We start from the raw sequence: 19,957 nt of genomic DNA on the forward strand, positions 1-19,957 counted from the left end.
AGTAACTAAATAACTATAAAAGTTAACTTAAACCCTTGATACTGTTGGGTTTTTGATAAACCATAAAAAGTTACTGAACGTGTTTTAAGTTATTGAACTAGTTTAAAAAAGCCGTTCTGCTCGTTTTCAGTAACTCCTTTAGTAACTGGTTTACGTTCCTTTAAGGTAATTCCTGTAAGAAATGTTTTATTACCTGCTCCCTTCATTTTTCCGAAACCTTTCGTTTCCAACATTCGATAAAACGATCTATTCCCTAAAGTACGTTCACCCGACTTGTAACACCAATTGTCGTATACGTTGTACAATTCTTTAGCTTCGATTCTGATAGATTCATTTTTCGGCTCATCGATGTAGCAAACTTCACTTAAGAATGGAGCTAATATATCCATTTCTTCTTTGTAATTTCCTGTTGCGTCCACAACAACTTTCGGCTCTTTTAATCCATCCTTCTGCCACTTCAAACATCCTTCAATTGCCCAATTCAAGATTCCAGGCATTTCGAGTGATAGCTTTTCTTCAAGCTTTTTATCACGCTCATGTGGTTTTAGATTTAAAGTAAATGGAATGATTTTTACACGTCTCCAAATACCATCATCTACACCACCAATAATCGGCTTATGATTTGTCGTAAAGAACACTTTAAATTCTGGAATAAATTCAAAGTACTCTTGTCTTAAGAATCGAGCTAAAATAGGTTCACCACCTGTAATCGTCTTAACAAGTGATTCCTGTAATTTTTCCCCTTCTTCTGATTCCACTGCAGAAACAAATCTCGAATTTACCAATCTAGCAATATCGTTATTTGCTCCAGTATCTTTTTTCTTAATGAACGTATCTGATTTTGTTTGTGCTCCATAATCGCCCATTAATTTTTTAATTGTATTTATAAAAGTCGATTTTCCGTTTGATCCACCACCGACTAAGAAATACATCGATTGCTCTGAAATATCCCCTGTTAGTGAGTAACCAACAAGCCTTTGCATATAATCGATTAATTCCTTATCGCCTTTGAATATTTGTTCTAAGAAATTTGACCATATTGGACATTTTGCGTTTTCATCAAATTCAACATTTGTGATTTTAGTTAGGTTAAGATCTCTATCATGTTGCTGCAGCTTACCTGTTTTTAAATCAACAATGCCATTCTCCACGTTGAACAAATATTTATGTCTATCAAAGTCCTCACGTTCTCCTGGAACTAATGGCATGAGGTCCTTAATGCTATTCATACGTATGTTTCTTCTCTCACACATTCTCGCCCATTTAGTTTCTGCTTCATCCTCTGACTTATAGAGACTTCGAAGGACCTTTGCTGTGATTCTTTCGATTTCTTTTTTCGTGTCAATTTTCCACCGTTTGCCGTCCCATATTAGCCAACCCATGTCCGATACATACTTGATAACATGGCCATATTCATAAGCAATTCGTTCAGCATTTCCAAGCTCAGTTAAACGAAATTTCTTTTTAGGCTTTTCCTCCACAACTTCTGCAGCATCACCTTTGAGGAAGTCAAAAGAGAATTCAGTGAATTGCTCCTTGTTATCCAATATAGTTGTGGAAGTTGAAGAAATAGCAGTTGCTATTGTTCTTTCACCATAGGTTTCATTTGTATCTCTGAAATGGATAACATCCCATTTATCACGCATAAGTCCACTTTCTCGGAACATTGCATCCATTCGTGTTGCAGAATTACCTGTCCAGAATGCTAGATGGTTACATAAGGCAAGGTCACTTGCTGAATGATCTCCATTGATTAAATGACCGTTATACAATGAGCGAATTTCATCACCGTTTTTAGAACGAAATATTCTTTCCCAAAGAGCGTCATTAGAAATTTTTATTTCATCTTTTTCAAATTCAGCTAGGTTAATACGTCCTTGAATGTCGCTATCATCGAAATATTGTTCAAATACCTCTGCTAATTCATCCGAGCGTTCGTATATGTCGTTTGAGTTTTCCTTATTTCCAGTAAAGGTAAAATATCGACCATATGAATATAGTTCTAAACCATGCTTTGTGTTTTTACGACCTGTTCCAATAACTCCTTGTGGAAGATTTCCTTTAACAATGATGTGGATGCCTTTACCAGACGGTGAAAACTCCGTATAACTATCAAGCATGTCGATAATTTCCGTTGCAAATGTATTAGGCTTTTCGTCTGTAACGCACTTATCAATGTCGATCCCGATGTAATTATCTTGCCGGCTAAACACAAATCCGATGCCGTCATAATCGCCTTGTAAATAAAATTTAACCGCAGTAGCAAAAGTGCTCCAGGTGCGTCTATTATTTGCTTGTGCCATTTCTCCATTTGCTTGATAAGGAACCTTTGTTGGCTTACCATTTCGCTTTTCCGATTTCCACAAAATCCATTGAGGAAGGGCTTTTAGTTCGGCAGGGATTTCGTTGAAATTGTATGGATTTTCCTTCATTTTGCCCTCCATTTTTTATTAGTTCACTTAGTATTTGTAAAGCTACATTTCATTCTTCGCATTTCTGCTAAAATTTACCTCGAGTGGAACTTATTTATTTTTGGAACGTATTACTTTAGTAAATAAACAAAAGCCGGTGATATTAATGTTCAAATCAGAATTTGCAAATTTAATTTTCAGCCTAGTAACCTATGCAATTCTTATTATTTTACAAATTCGTCTTTCTCGTATTGTGGACGTTTGGGTTATTGTTTTGTGCATACTCTTGCTTACCCTTAGAGCAATTTACGACATAGTAAAGTACAAACGAACTAAAACAAAGGAGTCTTAAAAGGCTTCTTTTTTTATATTTAATTTAGTCAAGATTTCTTTAGTTCTATGACGAAATTCGATGTGGATAATAGTTCTATTGATCATTCACTGTTTTTGGGTATAAAAAGAGAAGCTAGCAAAATACCAACTTCTCTATTTAGTTTCTTAAAACGGAAGATCATCGTCACCGATGTTTATTCCACCAGCTTCCATTACTGGTTTTACATCTGTAACATCATAATATTTTGCTTTTGCAGCAGTACGTTTTTGTTTCTCTCCATCAACCACTTTTTCATATTCTTCATGTTTAACAGTGATTTTTAAATTTTTGTTAATCAGCTGCTTAGCCATATCTTCTGGAGATTCAAATGGATGACCATTAGGAAAACCGCATGCTTTAATTAATGAGTTAACAATTCTTATAGAAACTTCATGTTCAAAGGTGAATGTATTATAAAGCACCTTTGCACCTTGATGATTTTGTGGTACATCACTACGAATCTCGAAATCTACTGATAACTTTGGTTTACCTGCTTGTGTTTTACCTGCTTCAGCATTTACAATAACGGCTTCATATTTACCCTCTGCTACTAATTCAAATCCTGCACTTGCATTTTCTTCATCAAATTTAAAGAATGACATTATTTATTTCCTCCTTGTTTATCCTGTGTGTAACCAATTTTAAAAATATCTTCATGAGCACAAGCCTTACGTTTATCAAGTTGATTTTTTGCAAAAATGTAAGGTGAAGGCTCTAGAATAAACCCATAATTTTTTGTTTCTTCATTGATAACTGACTTGGCAACTACTTGGCATAGTCCCATAAAGTTGTTTAAAATCTTAATACGAATATCGGGATAAGCACGATTGACAGCTTGACCACTAGGTAATTCCCATTTATCCGTGATTTCCCATGCGGTAAATACGACACGTTTTCCTAATGTTTGTATAAAACGAACACTGTCAATGATGAAAAAATCAATTTGTTGATAGTTTGCTTGTGAAGGAACACGATTGTTATTACCTTCACGGCCTAAGTTAGCAAGCATGGATCTATTTAATTCTGAAATGTTATCGAAAAAGAGTGTGTCATATTTTGATAAGTCAGCTGTGGCTAAATCTTTCATAAGTTGATTCCAATTTGTCCACGCTTCATAAGTATCGAATTGAACAATATCGATATTTGAATTACCAGCTAAAGGTGCTTGTGTTTTATCAATTGGTACATAAAGTGTTTTACCTTCTAAATAATTAGCTGTGGATGTCTTTCTCATTCCTGGATTACCATATATCAAATACGTTGAGTTATCCGAAGTGATATCAGCACCGTTTGTTATTTCCAATTAGCTCACTCCTTTTTTCATTAACAATCAAGCCTTGTTTAAACATGTGGGCATCTCTTTTTCTAATTGGCCTTACATTAAAACGCCATTTGCGGGCATTGTTGCCGATTTTATTAAAAAGAGCATTCCATGCTTTTGTTTTGCTCGGTTCCTGTATACCAAAAACAAATTGTTTTGATACATCACTCCATATCCCAAACATTCCAGTGTGCGTTTCATGCCACCTCATTTCCTTAAACCTCCACACTATAAGAGATTGATTCAGGCTTAACAGTCACACCTTTAACTAATTGACCATTTTCATCCACAACTACCTTCTCACCACTGATTTCAACAATCTTAAGTGTCTTTTTAAAATCAGACCATTTCACACTATTTTTAATGAAATCGAGCATTTCATTTTCAAGAACATATTCAAGGAGTTCATCTTCGTTAGCCTTTTCAGGTGCTTCTTTACTCTTACGAGTTTTCGACTTACCGTATGGAGTGCTAATTGTTTTTACCTTTGGATCCTCAGCAAGTTGTTTAGCATGGTATTGTTGAATCAAACTTTCGAAAAAGCTTGTACTATTTTCAATTGTGGAAAGCTCACTTTGCTCCCATTGAGCGATACGATCACGTTCAACATTTGCTAATTGCTTGATTTCCTTTTCCTTAGACTTCAAAGCTGATAGTTTACGAAATGCCCAGTTAAGGCTATCGAGATCAGTAATTTCAAACTGTGTTTGCTCCTGTGATTCAATTTCATCAATTTCCAATAATTCATTTTGTTGTAGTGCATTCATCTACTTTTCCCTCCTTAAATACAAAATCAAGATATTCATATGTTTCTACTAAATCCTCAAATAAGTTACTGCCACCAAGGGATTGATTATATTGCTCTAAAAATTTATAGAATGGTAGCAACTTATCATTTTGTGGACTGAAAACAGTACGATCTTTCGATTCAAAATATGGCATTTTACATCCTCCAGTTGATTTTTTATTCAATTTTTCATAAACTGAAGTTAACTTTTATTTGTTTTGTTCCCATCAGTTGCAGCTGGTGGGATTATTTTTTTGTTCATCTTTTCGATAAATAATTAGTACATCAGAACTCCATGAATCCTCTATAGCACTTGTACTGAATTTAATATCGATGACTTCTAAATCAGGATTATGACCTAACCATCTATTAACCTGTTCAGTGATATCCTCACCAATGATTTGTTTTACTGCAATAGTTCCTGCTACTCCCATTTCCACTGTTTTCACCTCCCCTCAAGATAGAACCAAATTCGTTCATCAATTTTCGCCATGTGGCTAAAAAGTAAGCCTGGTTAGGCTTGTTTAAATGTTATTTCCGATAACTTAGCCTCCTTTAGTTTTCCGTTTAACTTTACTACTGCTATCGGATATGCAATTACTCCCCCAGAATGACCACCAATCATTGGTGAAGGTTCTATAACTCCTGAATATTGATAAACTCCTATAAACTCAGCTTCAACCAATTCAGTTTTTATTTTCACGTAACACTCTTTATCCAATGCATTCAACTCCTTTGTTAAGCTAACGATATTACTTATTTATCTGCCATAAAGTCGCCAATCATGATGCCAACTAAAATTACCAGTGCTGTAAAAAATGGTAGTGCTTCTATTGGCATTTGATTCAGATCACCTCCTTTTCACATCTATTAAGCCAATGATTAAAGCTTTCTTTCCTCACCCTTTTTGAAGCGCCTATTGCTATACAAGGAATACCTCCATGAGATGGCGATAATTTAAACAATTCATAAACTCTTCTTCGTGAAATATGTAGATATTCTGAGATGTGTGCTGCAGTCATTATTTCCGGATATTCCTCTAACGATTTCCCCATGCATTTGCACCCTTTCTTTTCCAAAATTTTTTAGCCGGCTGTTTTTATCAATTCAAATAATTCCCTTGGCAAAATTTCTTTTGCTGCTGCTAATCTAAATTGATTAATATCTATGTCTAGAATCTCAGCCAATGCAATATTAATTTCATCCTTTGCTGGAGGGATTTTTCCATTTTGTAATTTACTAAGGATTGATTTATCTAAACAAATATCCTTTTTTGCCAATCGAAAAGAGATTTGAGTTAGAGACAAACCTTTTTTTGTTATCCCCCGTTTTAGTAATGTTTGATAATCCATTTTTTCACCTCCCACACATTACCATGTGACGAAAAAATCTACTGTTGATTATTTCGTCACCCTGTACATTTATATTAACAACGACCGTTTCATAATGTCAATGACGAAAAAGTCACTTATTTAAAAAAACGTTGATTAAAAAGTCAACAATATGATAATATTATTGATGAATACAAATAATGGAGGATGAATTATGGATTATTCAGAGTTGATTAACTCTTACATTAAGCAAAGTGGCATGAGTTTAGCTGAAATTGCAGAAAGGATGAAAAACGAAAAAGGAGTTAAAGTAGATCGAACTTATATATCTAAGCTGAGAAATAATCCAAAATACGCAGCTTCAGAAGAAATAAATCAGGCTCTTGCAGAAGTCACTGGTGGTGATCCAAACCGTCTAGTTTGGGCAGGTTTAATTTACGGATCTCATCCAAGTGTTAGGGACATTCTTATGCTTATAGATGATGAAGTAATTATTAAAGCAATGAATCTAATGAAAAAATATCCTGGATATTTTAATTTATCTGATGAAGAACAGGAAGAATTTGAAAATGAGCCAGATGTTATTGACTTTTGGGATTCATTAGGGAAATCCATGAAAAAGGAAAAAACCCCACTGGACAATTATATTTATGAGCAATCTCAAAAAACGGATGATCACGTTTATGAGACAGCTGCTTATAATGTGGAAGCTATGATTAAAATTCCAATTCTAGGATGTGTACAAGCTGGTAAACCAATTGAAATGATTGAAAATAACGAAGGATATACATTAGTTGATCCAGATATTTTACATGGGAAACAAGGGTTTGCTCTTAAGGTAAAAGGTGACAGCATGATTGGGGATCGTATACATGATGGAGATATAGTGATTGTTGCAAAACAAGAGGAAGTATATCCTCACGAAATTGCAGTCGTAGCTGTCAATGGTGATCACGCTACTTTAAAAAGAGTTAAAATGCATGGCGATATGTGTATGTTGATCCCATCTAACCCAACAATGGAACCGCAATTGGTCCCTGCAAAAGATGTTCATATAATTGGTAAAGTAGTTGAAGTTAAATTCTGGCCAAATAAATAAGGAGGATTTTTTATGAAAGGACATTTTTACAAACCTCATTGTAAATGTGTTGATTCAAAGGGTGAAAGCAAGAAAACCAAAAAATGCTCTTGTGGTGCAAGTTGGTCCTATATTATCGACATCGGAACTAACCCAAAAACAGGTAAAAGAAAACAAAAAAAGAAAGGTGGATTCAAAACCAAAACCGAAGCTCAAGAAGCTGCCGCCCTTCTAATTGCAGAATTAACTCAAGGAACATATGTGGAAGAAAAAAATATTTTATTTGAAGAATTCGCTTATGAATGGTTAGATATATACAAAACTTCTGGAAAGCCAAAAAAACCAGGTACCATTCGTATCCGCAACCATGAGATTAAACGATTATTAGATTACTTCGCTAAGTTAAAATTAAAGGATATAACTAGAAAAATGTATCAAGATGCTTTAAATGACTTAAAAAAACGTGGTTTCGCTGAGAACACCTTAGATGGTGCACATCGAACTGGAAGAATGATTTTTAAGAAAGCTATTGAATTAGAATTGATTAAAAAAGATCCAACTGAATTTGCTTATGTTCCTAAAGATGAAAAGACAATCGAAGAAGTTGAACAGAATGAAGTACCTAAGTACTTAGAAAAAAATGAGTTATTGTTATTCCTAAAAACTGCAGAAGAACAAGGTATGGAACGTGATTATCCAATTTTCAAGCTTTTAGCTTACACAGGGATTCGTGTAGGAGAATTGTGTGCATTAATGTGGAAGGATATCGATTTCGAAGAGGGAACGATTTCTATTACAAAAACATATTACAATCCAATAAATAATATTAGAAAGTATCAGCTAGTTCCACCAAAGACGCAAAAAGGTAAAAGGGAAATTGACGTAGATAAGTCTGTTTTAGATTTGCTTGAAAAACATAAAGTTGCACAAAATATGGTTCGAATGAGACATAGAAAAACGTACCATGATAAAGGTTTTGTTTTTGCAAAAATGGATGACAAGAATCCAGGTTACCCAGAGTTGATAAAAACAATTCAAAACCGAATGAATCGTTTATTAAAACTTGCTGGACTTAATCAAGATCTCACTCCACATTCATTGAGACATACTCATACATCATTACTTGCTGAAGCCGGAGTAGGATTAGAACAGATTATGGAAAGATTAGGTCACTCTGATGATGATACAACTAAAAATGTTTATCTTCACATTACTAAGAGCATGAAAAAAGAGGCTTCCCAAAAGTTTGCTCAACTAATGAAAAACCTCTAATTTTTTGTTACCTGATGTTACTCTTTTGTTACCCTTAGAATAACACCATCATTCAAAACCCTTATAAGACTGGGGTTTCAGGCGATGATTACATCATGCCGCCCATTCCGCCCATGCCACTCATATCAGGCATTCCGCCACCAGCATTTTCTTCTGGTTTGTCAGCAACTACTGCTTCAGTTGTAAGAAGCATTGCTGCTACAGATGCTGCGTTTTGAAGAGCATAGCGTGTTACTTTTGTTGGGTCTACGATACCAGCTTCGATCATGTTTACCCACTCACCATTTGCTGCGTTGAAACCAACACCCACTTGTTCTTTCTTTAAGCGGTCAACAATGACAGAACCTTCAAGACCTGCATTGTGTGCAATTTGGCGAACTGGCTCTTCTAATGCACGAAGAACGATGTTGATACCAGTAGCTACATCACCTTCTGCTGAAACAGAAGCAACTTTGTTATATACATTTACAAGAGCTGTACCACCACCGGATACGATACCTTCTTCTACTGCTGCACGAGTAGAGTTTAGTGCATCTTCAATACGAAGCTTGCGTTCTTTTAATTCAGTTTCAGTAGCTGCACCAACTTTGATTACTGCTACACCACCAGCAAGCTTAGCAAGACGCTCTTGTAATTTTTCACGGTCAAATTCAGAAGTAGTTTCTTCTAATTGAACACGGATTTGATTTACACGAGCAGAGATGTTTGCAGAATCTCCAGATCCTTCAACAATTGTTGTGTTTTCTTTTGTAACAACAACTTTTGCTGCGCGTCCTAAAGAATCAATTGTTGCAGTTTTAAGATCAAGACCAAGATCTTCAGTAATTACTTCACCGCCAGTAAGAACAGCAATATCTTCTAGCATTGCTTTACGACGATCACCAAAGCCAGGAGCTTTAACTGCTACTGCATTGAATGTACCACGAAGTTTGTTTACTACTAATGTAGCAAGAGCTTCACCTTCAACATCTTCAGCAATCAATAATAATGGTTTACCTTGTTGAACAACTTGTTCTAGAACTGGTAAGATTTCTTGAATGCTTGTAATTTTTTTATCAGTGATTAAGATATATGGATTTTCAAGAACTGCTTCCATCTTATCTGAATCAGTTACCATGTATGGAGATGCATATCCACGATCGAATTGCATACCTTCTACAACATCTAATTCAGTTGTGAAGCCTTTTGATTCTTCAATTGTAATGACACCGTCATTACCTACACGTTCCATTGCTTCTGCAATTAATTGTCCTACTTCATCATCTGCAGCAGAAATAGCAGCAACTTGTGCGATTGATTCTTTTCCTTCGATTGGTTTAGAAATCGCTTGAAGTTCTTCAACCGCTGTTTGTACAGCTTTTTCGATACCTTTACGAATGCCGACAGGGTTTGCACCAGCTGTTACGTTCTTTAAGCCTTCACGAATCATCGCTTGAGCTAAAACAGTTGCAGTTGTTGTACCGTCACCAGCAACATCATTTGTTTTGCTAGCTACTTCAGATACAAGCTTCGCACCCATGTTTTCGAATGCATCTTCTAATTCGATTTCTTTTGCAATTGTTACACCATCATTTGTAATTAGTGGTGAACCGAATTTTTTCTCAAGTACCACGTTGCGTCCTTTTGGTCCAAGTGTTACTTTTACAGCATCTGCTAATTTATCAACTCCGCGAAGCATCGCACGACGTGCATCTTCACTGAATTTAATTTCCTTTGCCATCTGAAATTACCTCCTTGATTCTTTCTTAAAAGTTTATGAAGTTCAATAAAGTCTTCAGACTTAAATTAGTTTTACTCGGTCAGGGCGCCTATCAATATGGGCGCCATGGCTTTTCAAAAGAAGTATTTATTTACGAAAATGGTTAATAACTATTGTACAATAGCTAAAATGTCTGTATCACGTAGAATTAAATATTCGTTACCTTGGTATTTCACTTCTGTACCAGCATATTTAGAGAAGATGATGCGATCGCCTTCAGATACTTCAAGAGCAACACGCTCACCGCTATCTAAAACACGTCCAGTACCTACAGCAACTACCTTACCTTCTTGCGGTTTTTCCTTTGCAGAATCAGGAAGAACGATACCGCTTGCAGTTTTTTCTTCTGTTTCTACTAGTTCAATTACGACGCGATCTCCAAGTGGTTTTAACAAGTGAAACAACCTCCTTAAAAATTTATGTAGATTTTTATGATTATTAGCACTCAACACTCATGAGTGCTAACACAATTATTATAATAATTAATTTAAAGCCTTTTTGCAAGTCTCAAGAGTAAGTTTTTTATAAATTTCTTTTTATTGAGAAATGTAAACAGTTAAGTTTATGTACTAATTTACTTTCTATTCATAGATTAAAAAGTTTTTTACATATACTAGAATAAAGGTCTTACATTTGAACGTATATATATTCAATAGTAGAATGATAATTATGATACTAGGACAGACCATGAAAGGATATATGAATGTGAAAAAAGAGTATGCATTTATCTTAATCGCTTATATTGTCATGCAATTATCTGGTTATATCGGTAACCCCATTGTGTATGAGATTGGTGTAAACGGATTTCATGCTTCAAAAGCTTATATGATCAAAATGGCCCCAATCATTTGGATGGTATTTAGTTTTCTTGCCTGTCTTTTAGTTGTTTTACTCCTATTGAGGAAATCAGAAAGAAAAGAGCGTTCTGAAAGAAAGGACCAGCTGTCTGCTGGGAAATCAATCCTATGGGCTGTGGGTGGAATCTTTTTAGCCTTCTTTGCTCAAGCAATCGCCTCCATTGTAGAACAGTTGATTGGAATTAAGGTTGGTTCTGAAAATACGCAAAGAATCGTTACGATTATAGAAAACTTTCCAATTGTTGTCCTAGTAAGTTCTATAATTGGTCCTATATTAGAAGAAATTGTATTTCGTAAGGTGATTTTTGGATCATTACATAAACGATTATCCTTTTTTCTATCGGCTCTAATTAGTTCCATTATTTTCGGACTTGCCCATATGGAAATGACTCATTTGCTTTTATATACTGCCATGGGATTTACTTTCGCATTTCTTTACAAAATGACGAATCGGATCATCGTTCCTATTACCGCTCATGTTATGATGAATACACTAGTTGTCATTGCACAAATTGCTAATCGTGAAGAAATACAAAAATTAATTGAGAATCAAAGTTTTATTGGAGGATTTTTCACATGAGACCATTATTATCCGGGGTAGTATATTGCCTTTTAGGCACTTTGTTCACTTTCTTTGCTATTCAGCAAGTGAATATAAATGGTTGGTCTTTTTTTGCGTATATGCTTATCTTTTTAGCAACCATTGATTATGGCTCTGGATTTCGACTAATCACCTTGCACTTTAAGCTAAAAAGCCAACAGAAAAAATAAAAAGCAGGTGAAATGATCACTGCTCGCTAATTGTTAATGTATGCAGTTAGGATTTTACAAGAGTAATTAAAAAAGAGATGTTCATAAGTATCAAACTTAAGAACATCTCTTTTTATTCAGAATCTCTTTCAAGTTCATATCGCAATTCAGCCGCTTTTGATTTACGGTAGCCTATTTTTGAAAGCCAAATACTAATTTCATATAAAATCATTAAAGGTATTGCTACAATAATTTGTGACATTACATCCGGTGGAGTAATAAAGGCAGCAAGAACGATTAATAAGAAGTAGGCATATTTTCGTATCTTTGCTAAAAACATCGGTGTAATTATACCTAAACGTGTTAAAAATAAAATAATAATCGGCAGTTCAAATAAAAGCCCGAAAGGTAGCGTAATCTGAAATAAGAACGAGAAATATTCATTTATACCGATAACTGGGTTTATATTCATTTGTGATGAAAGCTGCATCATAAATTTTAAGATAAGCGGAAATAAAATAAAATATGAAAAAGCTATTCCACCTAAGAACAACAGCACCGCTGCGGGAATATAGCTTAATGTAACTTTTCGCTCCTTCTCATACAAACCAGGACTAATAAACGCCCATAACTGATAGAGAATGACAGGCAAAATAATTACCAGCGCCAAGTATAATGTCATCTCCATAAAAACTTTAAATGGATCAGTTAATCGGAAAGCATTCATCGTTATTTCTTTTGCTAAATCTGATTCCTGAAGATAGCGTATGAGTGGTTGTGATAGAAAAAAGCTCACTATTACAGCCAAGATAAAGAAAACGACTATAACAAACAGTCGTTTCCTTAACTCAGATATATGTTCAAAAATCGTCATGTCTTTTTGACTCATATAATTTCATCCTAACATTTACTTAGACTCTTTCCTTACTATCATTTCTGTTGTAATGAAAAGATGCCAAAACCTAGTATTAAGAAAACGAGATTTATTTTACTTGATCTTTACTTTCTGTTTTTGGCTTATCTTCTTCTTCATCTGCTAAGCCTTTTGTAGCATTTTTAAATTCTTTTAATGTATCCCCTGCAGCTCTGCCTAATTGGGGTAATTTTTTTGGTCCGAAAACTAGTAAGGCTATAATGACAATGAGAATAATACTCCCAATTCCTGGTCCCATCAAGCCCACCTCCTCTTAGTATCATCATAAAGCAATTCGTGACGAGAATCCATTATTAATTATAGTTAGTCTTGTGAATTTTCCGTGTCATTTGGATAGTGCTTTAAAAAGTAAACTAATGATTGCAACTCAACAGCTAGATCTATATGGTGCACCCGAATTGATGAAGGTACATTTAGTCTAGCCGGTGTAAAATTTAATATACCTTTTACATTGGATTTAGTTACTTCATCAGTAACCCCTTGAGCAACCTCTGCTGGTATAGTAAGTATAACGACACTGATGTCTTCCTCGATCAAACGTGGAACAAGTTCATCTAAATGATAGACAGGTACTTGTCCTACTTTTTTACCCACCTTATCAGAATCGACCTCAAATGCAATTTCTATTTTTGTATTATTATTCTTCATAAAGTTATAATTTAAAAAAGCAGTACCTAAATTACCCACGCCAATTAACGCTACTTTTGTTACTTCATCCTGATCTAATGTTTTCCTAAAAAACGACAATAAATAATTTACATTATAGCCATATCCTTTTTTTCCAAGAGCCCCAAAGTAGGAAAAATCTCTGCGGATCGTTGCGGAATCTACTTTTACCGCTTCACTTAATTCTGCAGATGATACACGCTGTTTACCGGATGAATGTAAATTTTTCAGAAATCGATAATAAAGTGGCAATCTTTTTGCCGTTGCTTGAGGTATCTTTATTTGCTCTTCATTCATACGCACTCCCCCATAAGTCTCTAGTACATAAGCGAAAAGGAAATATCATGTAAATTTACCGTTCACTTGCTCAGTGTTTCACCTATTCCTTTGAAAATCAGCGCTTGATACACCACCAGTTTTCTCTACTAAAAATGTTGGTCCAATGACAATTCCTTTGTCTACCGCCTTACACATATCATATACCGTTAGAGCTGATACGGATGCTGCTGTCAATGCTTCCATCTCAACACCGGTATTTCCTTTTGTCTTAACAGTGGCATTGATCTTTAGGATATATTGAAGTTCATTTTTCTGTTCCCAAGCGAACTCAATGTTTACTCCATTTATTAGTATCGGATGGCACATTGGAATTAAATCCGATGTTTTTTTTGCAGCCATAATTCCAGCTACCTGAGCAACCGCTAAAACATCACCTTTTTTCATTTTATTATCATGAATTAAATGATATAATTCATGGCTTAATTCTACACTCGATGTAGCAAAAGCGGTTCGAATAGTTTCAGGCTTAGCACTTACATCAACCATCTTCGCTCGACCTTGTTCATTAAAATGTGTAAGCTTGGACATTTTCAAACACCTCTCTCTTCATCATACACTATTTTATAGGTATTGTCCCTCATCTAATTAATGTGTTTCATTGCCGAAACACTCGTCAATAAGTTAAACTACCTATATAGATGAGGTGAAAAAACTATGATTTTATTACAAGTTCAACAACTAACAAAACATTTTGGTGCTGAACTTATTTTATCGAATATAAAGCTAGAAATTCAAACGAGAGATCGTATTGCTCTTGTTGGACGAAACGGTGCGGGTAAGTCCACCTTATTAAAAATTATTTCTGGTCAACTATCTCTTGATTCTGGAGAGATCATGAAACCAAAAGATGTTTCAATCGGATATCTTGCTCAAAATACAGGTTTGGAATCATCATTATCAATATGGGATGAAATGTTAACTGTTTTTAAAGATTTGCAAAAAATGGAGACTCAATTAAGAGAACTGGAACAAAAAATCGCTGATCCTACCTACTATGAAAACCCTGATCTCCATCAAAAAATACTATCTGAATATGATCGTTTACAGGTTAAATTTAAAGATTCTGGTGGTTATCAATACGAAGCAGATATTCGTTCTGTGCTTCATGGTTTACGCTTTGATACTTTTGACTATTCGACAATGATTGAAACACTAAGTGGTGGTCAAAAAACTCGTCTAGCACTTGCCAAGCTACTTTTAACGAAACCTGATGTATTGATTTTGGACGAGCCTACAAACCATTTGGATATTGATACACTCTCTTGGTTAGAACAGTATCTACAAGGATATGACGGTGCCATTCTAATTGTTTCTCATGATCGTTATTTCTTAGATAAAGTAGTTAATCAAGTCTATGAACTCTCACGCCATTCTATACAAAAATTTCACGGTAATTACAGTCAATACTTAGTTCAAAAAGCAGAACAGTATGAGCGTGATTTCAAACAATATGAAAAACAACAAGAAGAAGTTGCGAAACTTCAAGATTTTATACAACGAAATCTAGCAAGAGCATCTACAACTAAAAGAGCTCAAAGTAGAAGAAAACAGCTTGAAAAGATGACAATACTGGATAAACCTCTCGGTGATGAAAAATCAGCTAATTTCACATTTGACATCGAACGACAAAGTGGAAATGAGGTATTAAACCTGGTAAACGGTGTAATTGGTTATGAAGACAACATTATCGCTAAAGGGATCCAGCTTGCAATCAAAAAAGGCGATAGTATTGCATTAGTTGGTCCTAACGGTGTCGGGAAATCAACTCTTCTAAAAAGTATCATTAAAAAACTAACGCTATTATCGGGGAATATTTCTTATGGTTCCAATGTAACAATTGGTTATTATGATCAGGAACAAGCGAATCTGACATCCAATAAAACAGTGTTAAATGAACTTTGGGATGACTATCCATTGAAAGATGAAAAAGAAATACGTACTGTATTAGGCAACTTTTTATTTACAGGAGACGATGTACTTAAAACGGTTTCCAGCTTAAGTGGTGGAGAAAAAGCTAGACTTGCATTATCCAAGCTTTTAATGCAAAGAGCAAACTTCCTCATTCTTGATGAACCGACCAACCATCTGGATTTAGATAGTAAAGAAGTACTCGAAAATGCCTTAATTGATTACCCTGGAACCATCCTATTCGTATCTCATGACCGCTATTTTATTAACAGATTAGCAACCAAAGTGATTGAGCTTTCTAAGGAAGGTACAACAGAGTTTCTTGGAGATTATGATTACTATATTGAAAAGCAACTGGAATTATTGGAATTAAAGAGACTTAAATACGAAGGTCAGAAACTGGTAGAAGATAAACCGAATACTGCAAGGCAATCCTATCAGCTAGATAAAGAAGCTAAAAAACTAGAAAGACAACGTAAAAGAAGAATTGAAGAAATCGAATCTACGATTGAACAATATGAAAATGAGTTGCAACAAAAAGAGGAATTATTATGTGATCCTAACATATATCAGGATCATGAAAAAGTTACTGAGATAAACGATGAAATTGAAAAACTCAAAACCGACATTGATGAATTAATGTCTGAGTGGGCCGAAATAGAAGAAAGTAATGAATAGATATTGAGGAGACATAAAACAAAGGGTGTCTAAAGGAACTTATTCCATATAGACATCCTTGTTTTATACCCTATCTTTAACAATTAAACAATCATACATACTACTTAAAATTGAACCATAGTTCCTAAAAAGATTAACGATTATTTCTCCTTAACAACTCGTCTCTATATCTTTTTCCACATGATTGTCCACAGGTTTTTATTATTTATTCTTATATAAAAGTGTTATTATTTGTAGTTTCATCAGATTATCAACAGACTTATACACATTATCCACAGAAAACATACTATTTTGTTAATTATTTATTCACATGCCAATTAACTTATACACAAGATATCCACATAATGTGCACAACAACAACTGTTCGCATCCCACTTATTCACATGTGGATAATTTTTACCATATTTACTTATACATTATTTAAAAAGGCTGTTTTCGTACTGTTCCTTTTATAAAAGAACAACTGGCTTTTGGTCACCTGCAGTTAACAGCAACAAATTTGAGAAAAGAACTAAAAAAAGAAGCATGTGGTCACATGCCTCAAAAATGTTCTATATCTAAACTTGGATTTGCATTTAAAGAATACTGGCTTCGTTTTCCTTTTTCAAAAAGTATACTTCCGGCTGCAGCAATCATGGCTGCATTATCAGTACATAAGACTAGAGGAGGAATAACTAATTCAATATCCATTATTGTAGCGAACGCTTTTTCTAATTCTTCTCTTAAACCTTTATTTGCCGCTACGCCGCCCGATAATAAAACTTGCTTCACCTTAAATTCCTTTGCAGCTTTTAAGGTTTTTGTCACTAGTACATCAATCACACTCGCCTGAAAGCTAGCCGCCATATTTTTTGGATCGATAGATATCCCTTTTTGTTCTGCATTATGCAACGTGTTTATGACGGCAGATTTCAAACCGCTAAAACTAAAGTCATATGAATCATCTTCTAACCATGCTCTTGGTAAATCAATTGTTGCTGCCCCCTCATGCGCAAGGCGATCAATATGTGGGCCACCAGGATAAGGAAGATGAAGTGTTCTTGCCACTTTATCGTATGCTTCTCCTGCTGCATCATCCCTTGTTTCACCAATGACTTTAAAATCTCCATGCTCCTTCATCAGCACCAATTCCGTATGACCACCAGACACGACGAGTGATAGCAGTGGGAAACTCATTTCCTTTACCAGTCTGTTTGCATATATATGACCTGCAATATGGTGCACACCAACCAACGGAATATTTCTCGAAAAGGCAATAGCCTTAGCAGCATTCACACCAACAAGCAGTGCACCAACCAGCCCAGGTCCTTCTGTCACTGCAATTGCATCAATATCCTCAAAGGATAGTTCAGCCTTTTTCAAAGCTTCTTCAATTACAAGAGTAATTTGCTCCACATGATGTCGTGAAGCTAGTTCAGGAACAACTCCCCCAAATCTCTTATGACTTTCTATTTGTGAGGCAATAACATTTGATACAATTTCCCGTCCATTCTTTACTACTGCCGCCGCTGTTTCATCACAACTTGTTTCTATACCTAAAATAATTAAGTCTTTTTTCATTATAAATTCACCCACATTACTAAGGCATCCTCTTGGTTGTCAGAGTAGTAGTTCTTTCTTATTCCACCCTCGAAGAATCCCAATTTCTTATATAAGGATTGAGCAATTGTATTACTTACCCTTACTTCTAATGTCATTGACTTTGCTCCAGATTCACTAGCGAATTCCATCATACTTCTTAATAATAATTCTCCTAATTGTTGCCCCCGATACTCCGGTAGAACAGCTATATTTGTTATATGGGCTTCATCAACAACCAGCCAGACTCCACAATAGCCTATAATTCTTTCTTTATCCTCAAGTACAAAATAAACAGCAAAATGGTTTTTTACAAATTCATTATAAAAAGCTTCTCTTGACCAAGGTAAGGTAAATGATTGTACCTCTACTTCCATAATTCCATCTAAATCTGCTAATGTCGCTTTTCTTAATTGAATATCCATCATACTTTTTCTCATTCTTTTTTCCCATCACTTTTTTGGGAATCTAACCATTTTGCTTCAGCTTCCACTAAACGGATGTAATTAGGAACAAAGGTATGAATTTCTTCTCCAGCTATGTTCATCCCTAATAAACCTAGTTCACTTGGTCTAGGGTTATTTTCTGTAAATTCAGCAAAGACTGCTTTATCTCCTAGCTTATCGCTTAATATCTCTTTATGTAAAGAAACATCATTTCCAATAAATAATATTGGAGAGTCTAGTTTTACAAGCCTGTCAACCCAATCAACTGTTAATACGTTGCAATCATCTATTTCCGTTTCAAGAGTTGAACCATTATAATGATAAAGACCAGTATAAATTTGTCCTCTACGTGCATCGAATAGAGGAGACACAACCCCAGGGAAATAACGAACACTAGCAGCTAAGAGTTTAAGACTTGATACTCCCACCAATGGGATATTTAAACTCCATGCCAATGTTTTTGCAATGGTTACACCAATTCTTACTCCCGTATAGGAGCCTGGACCTTTTGCAACAACGATTTTATCTAATTGTGATGGTTCTATTTCACAGTCAGTCATCAGTTGTTGAATCGCTGGCATCACCCGGATGCTGTGATTTTTCTTTAAATTAGTAATATATTCTCCTATTACTTTATTTTCATCTAATAAAGCAATCCCTAGAGGATTATTAGATGTATCAATTGCTAGTACTTTCATACAAATAGCTCCTCACACAATAATTCATAGCGTTTACCAAATGGCTTTAATTCAAACTTCCGTTCTTCATCTCCAATTCGATAAATGGAAATAGATAAATATTCATATGGCAATTGATCCTCAATTAAGTGTGCCCACTCTACAATGGTTACACCCTCACCTTCAAAATACTCATCAAAGCCCAAATCCTCACTTGAATCCTGTAAACGATACACATCCATATGATATAAAGGCAGTCTTCCATGATATTCTTTAATTATGGTAAAAGTAGGGCTACTAACCGTTCTTTTTATTCCTAATCCTAATGCAATTCCTTTTGTAAAGGTAGTTTTCCCAGCACCTAGGTCTCCTTCTAAAAGGAGAACATCTTTTGCTTGTAATTTCCGAGCTATTGCTTGAGCAAAAGAAGAGGTTTCCTCAGTCCCATTTGAAACCCACTCATATACTTTCATAACAATCTCCTCTATCAACAATTTCATACATAAATAGTATTCACAACAATGCTCCATGTTCTATACAAAAAAACCCTAGGATAACAATCCTAAGGAAAATCTATCTAATGGTAGTTTACATCATTTTATTAAAATGAGCAAAAGCATAAGAACCTTATTAACAAATAGAGCTAAAACATTGCAGGAACAAAAAATTTTCTATAAGAAAAACAAAAAAACGAAACATAGTTTCGTTTTAGGCACTTATTGCGGAGGCAGGATTTGAACCTGCGACCTTCGGGTTATGAGCCCGACGAGCTACCAGACTGCTCCACCCCGC

25 protein-coding genes and 1 tRNA gene (1 of these 26 only partly in view) are annotated in these 19,957 nt (G+C 35.0%); 5 read left to right on the forward strand and 21 right to left on the reverse strand.

Annotation, left to right across the window (positions count from 1 at the left end; genetic code table 11):
* Nucleotides 1-89: 89 nt before the first annotated feature.
* The 10 genes from NST63_RS24510 to NST63_RS24555 all read right to left on the reverse strand — a co-directional run bounded on the left by NST63_RS24510 (nt 90) and on the right by NST63_RS24555 (nt 6,244).
* Nucleotides 90-2,432: a phage/plasmid primase, P4 family gene (locus tag NST63_RS24510; RefSeq protein ID WP_341043974.1), complete on the reverse strand. Its 2,343-nt coding sequence runs from the start codon at nt 2,430-2,432 to the stop codon at nt 90-92.
* A 477-nt stretch (nt 2,433-2,909) separates the two neighbouring features.
* The gene (locus NST63_RS24515; protein WP_341043975.1) at nt 2,910-3,386 is read right to left on the reverse strand and encodes a DUF669 domain-containing protein; all 477 of its coding nucleotides are present in this window, start codon (nt 3,384-3,386) and stop codon (nt 2,910-2,912) included.
* Nucleotides 3,386-4,087, reverse strand: a complete 702-nt coding sequence (locus NST63_RS24520) for an AAA family ATPase (protein WP_341043976.1) — start codon at nt 4,085-4,087, stop codon at nt 3,386-3,388. Before NST63_RS24520 ends, NST63_RS24515 begins: the two co-directional genes overlap by 1 nt.
* The gene (locus tag NST63_RS24525) at nt 4,065-4,316 is read right to left on the reverse strand and encodes a hypothetical protein (RefSeq protein ID WP_341043978.1); all 252 of its coding nucleotides are present in this window, start codon (nt 4,314-4,316) and stop codon (nt 4,065-4,067) included. Before NST63_RS24525 ends, NST63_RS24520 begins: the two co-directional genes overlap by 23 nt.
* 4 nt (nt 4,317-4,320) lie before the next feature.
* Nucleotides 4,321-4,872, reverse strand: coding sequence for a host-nuclease inhibitor Gam family protein (locus NST63_RS24530; RefSeq protein WP_341043979.1), 552 nt, complete (start codon nt 4,870-4,872; stop codon nt 4,321-4,323).
* A complete protein-coding gene (locus NST63_RS24535) occupies nt 4,850-5,047 on the reverse strand; it encodes a hypothetical protein (RefSeq protein ID WP_341043980.1) in 198 nt (65 codons plus the stop codon). The genes NST63_RS24530 and NST63_RS24535 overlap by 23 nt, the downstream gene beginning before the upstream one ends.
* 72 nt (nt 5,048-5,119) lie before the next feature.
* Complete coding sequence (locus NST63_RS24540; RefSeq protein ID WP_251345436.1) at nt 5,120-5,332, reverse strand: hypothetical protein; 213 nt, start codon at nt 5,330-5,332, stop codon at nt 5,120-5,122.
* Nucleotides 5,333-5,406: 74 nt separating this feature from the next.
* Entirely contained in the window at nt 5,407-5,613 is a 207-nt protein-coding gene (locus NST63_RS24545) for a hypothetical protein (RefSeq protein ID WP_251345437.1), read from the reverse strand.
* 124 nt (nt 5,614-5,737) lie between these two features.
* A complete protein-coding gene (locus NST63_RS24550) occupies nt 5,738-5,947 on the reverse strand; it encodes a helix-turn-helix domain-containing protein (RefSeq protein WP_341043981.1) in 210 nt (69 codons plus the stop codon).
* A 30-nt stretch (nt 5,948-5,977) separates the two neighbouring features.
* The gene (locus tag NST63_RS24555; protein ID WP_341043982.1) at nt 5,978-6,244 is read right to left on the reverse strand and encodes an XRE family transcriptional regulator; all 267 of its coding nucleotides are present in this window, start codon (nt 6,242-6,244) and stop codon (nt 5,978-5,980) included.
* 193 nt (nt 6,245-6,437) lie between these two features.
* On the opposite strand from NST63_RS24555, the gene NST63_RS24560 reads away from it, so the two are divergent.
* Together NST63_RS24560 and NST63_RS24565 are read left to right on the forward strand one after the other, a co-directional pair.
* Entirely contained in the window at nt 6,438-7,322 is an 885-nt protein-coding gene (locus NST63_RS24560) for a LexA family transcriptional regulator (protein WP_341043983.1), read from the forward strand.
* 12 nt (nt 7,323-7,334) lie between these two features.
* Nucleotides 7,335-8,573 carry a tyrosine-type recombinase/integrase gene (locus tag NST63_RS24565; RefSeq protein WP_341043984.1) on the forward strand — a complete coding sequence of 413 codons (1,239 nt, stop codon included), beginning with the start codon at nt 7,335-7,337 and terminating at the stop codon, nt 8,571-8,573.
* Nucleotides 8,574-8,661: 88 nt separating this feature from the next.
* On the opposite strand, the gene groL is transcribed toward NST63_RS24565, so the two are convergent.
* On the reverse strand, nt 8,662-10,293 hold the full coding sequence (gene groL, locus NST63_RS24570; protein ID WP_058006453.1) for a chaperonin GroEL: 1,632 nt from the start codon (nt 10,291-10,293) through the stop codon (nt 8,662-8,664).
* Nucleotides 10,294-10,442: 149 nt separating this feature from the next.
* On the reverse strand, nt 10,443-10,727 hold the full coding sequence (groES, locus tag NST63_RS24575) for a co-chaperone GroES (protein WP_058006452.1): 285 nt from the start codon (nt 10,725-10,727) through the stop codon (nt 10,443-10,445).
* Between the two features lie 310 nt (nt 10,728-11,037).
* Here groES and NST63_RS24580 point away from each other — a divergent pair, with 310 nt between their 5' ends.
* Nucleotides 11,038-11,769, forward strand: a complete 732-nt coding sequence (locus NST63_RS24580; protein ID WP_071975592.1) for a CPBP family intramembrane glutamic endopeptidase — start codon at nt 11,038-11,040, stop codon at nt 11,767-11,769.
* Nucleotides 11,766-11,960, forward strand: a complete 195-nt coding sequence (locus tag NST63_RS24585; RefSeq protein WP_058006451.1) for a YdiK family protein — start codon at nt 11,766-11,768, stop codon at nt 11,958-11,960. The genes NST63_RS24580 and NST63_RS24585 overlap by 4 nt, the downstream gene beginning before the upstream one ends.
* Before the next feature lie 112 nt (nt 11,961-12,072).
* Here NST63_RS24585 and tatC read toward each other — a convergent pair whose 3' ends face one another.
* From tatC to moaC, 4 genes are all read right to left on the reverse strand, one after another.
* Nucleotides 12,073-12,828, reverse strand: coding sequence for a twin-arginine translocase subunit TatC (gene tatC / locus NST63_RS24590; RefSeq protein ID WP_071975585.1), 756 nt, complete (start codon nt 12,826-12,828; stop codon nt 12,073-12,075).
* 94 nt (nt 12,829-12,922) lie between these two features.
* Nucleotides 12,923-13,111: a twin-arginine translocase TatA/TatE family subunit gene (gene tatA / locus NST63_RS24595; protein ID WP_058006449.1), complete on the reverse strand. Its 189-nt coding sequence runs from the start codon at nt 13,109-13,111 to the stop codon at nt 12,923-12,925.
* 65 nt (nt 13,112-13,176) lie between these two features.
* A complete protein-coding gene (locus NST63_RS24600; protein WP_058006448.1) occupies nt 13,177-13,836 on the reverse strand; it encodes a redox-sensing transcriptional repressor Rex in 660 nt (219 codons plus the stop codon).
* Nucleotides 13,837-13,914: 78 nt separating this feature from the next.
* On the reverse strand, nt 13,915-14,406 hold the full coding sequence (gene moaC, locus NST63_RS24605; RefSeq protein ID WP_058006447.1) for a cyclic pyranopterin monophosphate synthase MoaC: 492 nt from the start codon (nt 14,404-14,406) through the stop codon (nt 13,915-13,917).
* Nucleotides 14,407-14,532: 126 nt separating this feature from the next.
* On the opposite strand from moaC, the gene NST63_RS24610 reads away from it, so the two are divergent.
* On the forward strand, nt 14,533-16,464 hold the full coding sequence (locus NST63_RS24610; RefSeq protein ID WP_212946580.1) for an ABC-F family ATP-binding cassette domain-containing protein: 1,932 nt from the start codon (nt 14,533-14,535) through the stop codon (nt 16,462-16,464).
* Nucleotides 16,465-17,004: 540 nt separating this feature from the next.
* On the opposite strand, the gene tsaD is transcribed toward NST63_RS24610, so the two are convergent.
* The 5 genes from tsaD to NST63_RS24635 form a co-directional block, all read right to left on the reverse strand.
* On the reverse strand, nt 17,005-18,024 hold the full coding sequence (gene tsaD, locus NST63_RS24615) for a tRNA (adenosine(37)-N6)-threonylcarbamoyltransferase complex transferase subunit TsaD (RefSeq protein ID WP_212946581.1): 1,020 nt from the start codon (nt 18,022-18,024) through the stop codon (nt 17,005-17,007).
* Entirely contained in the window at nt 18,024-18,467 is a 444-nt protein-coding gene (rimI, locus tag NST63_RS24620; RefSeq protein ID WP_212946583.1) for a ribosomal protein S18-alanine N-acetyltransferase, read from the reverse strand. Before rimI ends, tsaD begins: the two co-directional genes overlap by 1 nt.
* Before the next feature lie 11 nt (nt 18,468-18,478).
* Nucleotides 18,479-19,186 carry a tRNA (adenosine(37)-N6)-threonylcarbamoyltransferase complex dimerization subunit type 1 TsaB gene (tsaB, locus tag NST63_RS24625; RefSeq protein WP_341043988.1) on the reverse strand — a complete coding sequence of 236 codons (708 nt, stop codon included), beginning with the start codon at nt 19,184-19,186 and terminating at the stop codon, nt 18,479-18,481.
* Complete coding sequence (tsaE, locus tag NST63_RS24630) at nt 19,183-19,638, reverse strand: tRNA (adenosine(37)-N6)-threonylcarbamoyltransferase complex ATPase subunit type 1 TsaE (RefSeq protein ID WP_341043989.1); 456 nt, start codon at nt 19,636-19,638, stop codon at nt 19,183-19,185. The genes tsaB and tsaE overlap by 4 nt, the downstream gene beginning before the upstream one ends.
* Nucleotides 19,639-19,884: 246 nt before the next feature.
* Nucleotides 19,885-19,957: transfer RNA gene (locus NST63_RS24635), tRNA-Met, on the reverse strand; it runs 1 nt beyond the window's last position.

Origin of the sequence: Heyndrickxia sp. FSL W8-0496, from assembly GCF_038007825.1 — a bacterium.
Lineage (GTDB): Bacteria > Bacillota > Bacilli > Bacillales > Bacillaceae_C > Heyndrickxia > Heyndrickxia oleronia.

Coding starts and splice junctions, on each gene's coding strand:
- NST63_RS24555 (WP_341043982.1), bottom strand. CDS start 6,244: ATGGATTATCAAACATTACTAAAACGGGGGATAACAAAAAAAGGTTTG.
- NST63_RS24550 (WP_341043981.1), bottom strand. CDS start 5,947: ATGGGGAAATCGTTAGAGGAATATCCGGAAATAATGACTGCAGCACAC.
- rimI (WP_212946583.1), bottom strand. CDS start 18,467: ATGGATATTCAATTAAGAAAAGCGACATTAGCAGATTTAGATGGAATT.
- tatA (WP_058006449.1), bottom strand. CDS start 13,111: ATGGGACCAGGAATTGGGAGTATTATTCTCATTGTCATTATAGCCTTA.
- NST63_RS24525 (WP_341043978.1), bottom strand. CDS start 4,316: ATGAGGTGGCATGAAACGCACACTGGAATGTTTGGGATATGGAGTGAT.
- NST63_RS24610 (WP_212946580.1), top strand. CDS start 14,533: ATGATTTTATTACAAGTTCAACAACTAACAAAACATTTTGGTGCTGAA.
- NST63_RS24515 (WP_341043975.1), bottom strand. CDS start 3,386: ATGTCATTCTTTAAATTTGATGAAGAAAATGCAAGTGCAGGATTTGAA.
- NST63_RS24585 (WP_058006451.1), top strand. CDS start 11,766: ATGAGACCATTATTATCCGGGGTAGTATATTGCCTTTTAGGCACTTTG.
- tsaD (WP_212946581.1), bottom strand. CDS start 18,024: ATGAAAAAAGACTTAATTATTTTAGGTATAGAAACAAGTTGTGATGAA.
- tsaE (WP_341043989.1), bottom strand. CDS start 19,638: ATGAAAGTATATGAGTGGGTTTCAAATGGGACTGAGGAAACCTCTTCT.
- NST63_RS24535 (WP_341043980.1), bottom strand. CDS start 5,047: ATGCCATATTTTGAATCGAAAGATCGTACTGTTTTCAGTCCACAAAAT.
- NST63_RS24565 (WP_341043984.1), top strand. CDS start 7,335: ATGAAAGGACATTTTTACAAACCTCATTGTAAATGTGTTGATTCAAAG.
- moaC (WP_058006447.1), bottom strand. CDS start 14,406: ATGTCCAAGCTTACACATTTTAATGAACAAGGTCGAGCGAAGATGGTT.
- tatC (WP_071975585.1), bottom strand. CDS start 12,828: ATGAGTCAAAAAGACATGACGATTTTTGAACATATATCTGAGTTAAGG.
- groL (WP_058006453.1), bottom strand. CDS start 10,293: ATGGCAAAGGAAATTAAATTCAGTGAAGATGCACGTCGTGCGATGCTT.
- NST63_RS24510 (WP_341043974.1), bottom strand. CDS start 2,432: ATGAAGGAAAATCCATACAATTTCAACGAAATCCCTGCCGAACTAAAA.
- NST63_RS24600 (WP_058006448.1), bottom strand. CDS start 13,836: ATGAATGAAGAGCAAATAAAGATACCTCAAGCAACGGCAAAAAGATTG.
- NST63_RS24560 (WP_341043983.1), top strand. CDS start 6,438: ATGGATTATTCAGAGTTGATTAACTCTTACATTAAGCAAAGTGGCATG.
- NST63_RS24530 (WP_341043979.1), bottom strand. CDS start 4,872: ATGAATGCACTACAACAAAATGAATTATTGGAAATTGATGAAATTGAA.
- tsaB (WP_341043988.1), bottom strand. CDS start 19,186: ATGAAAGTACTAGCAATTGATACATCTAATAATCCTCTAGGGATTGCT.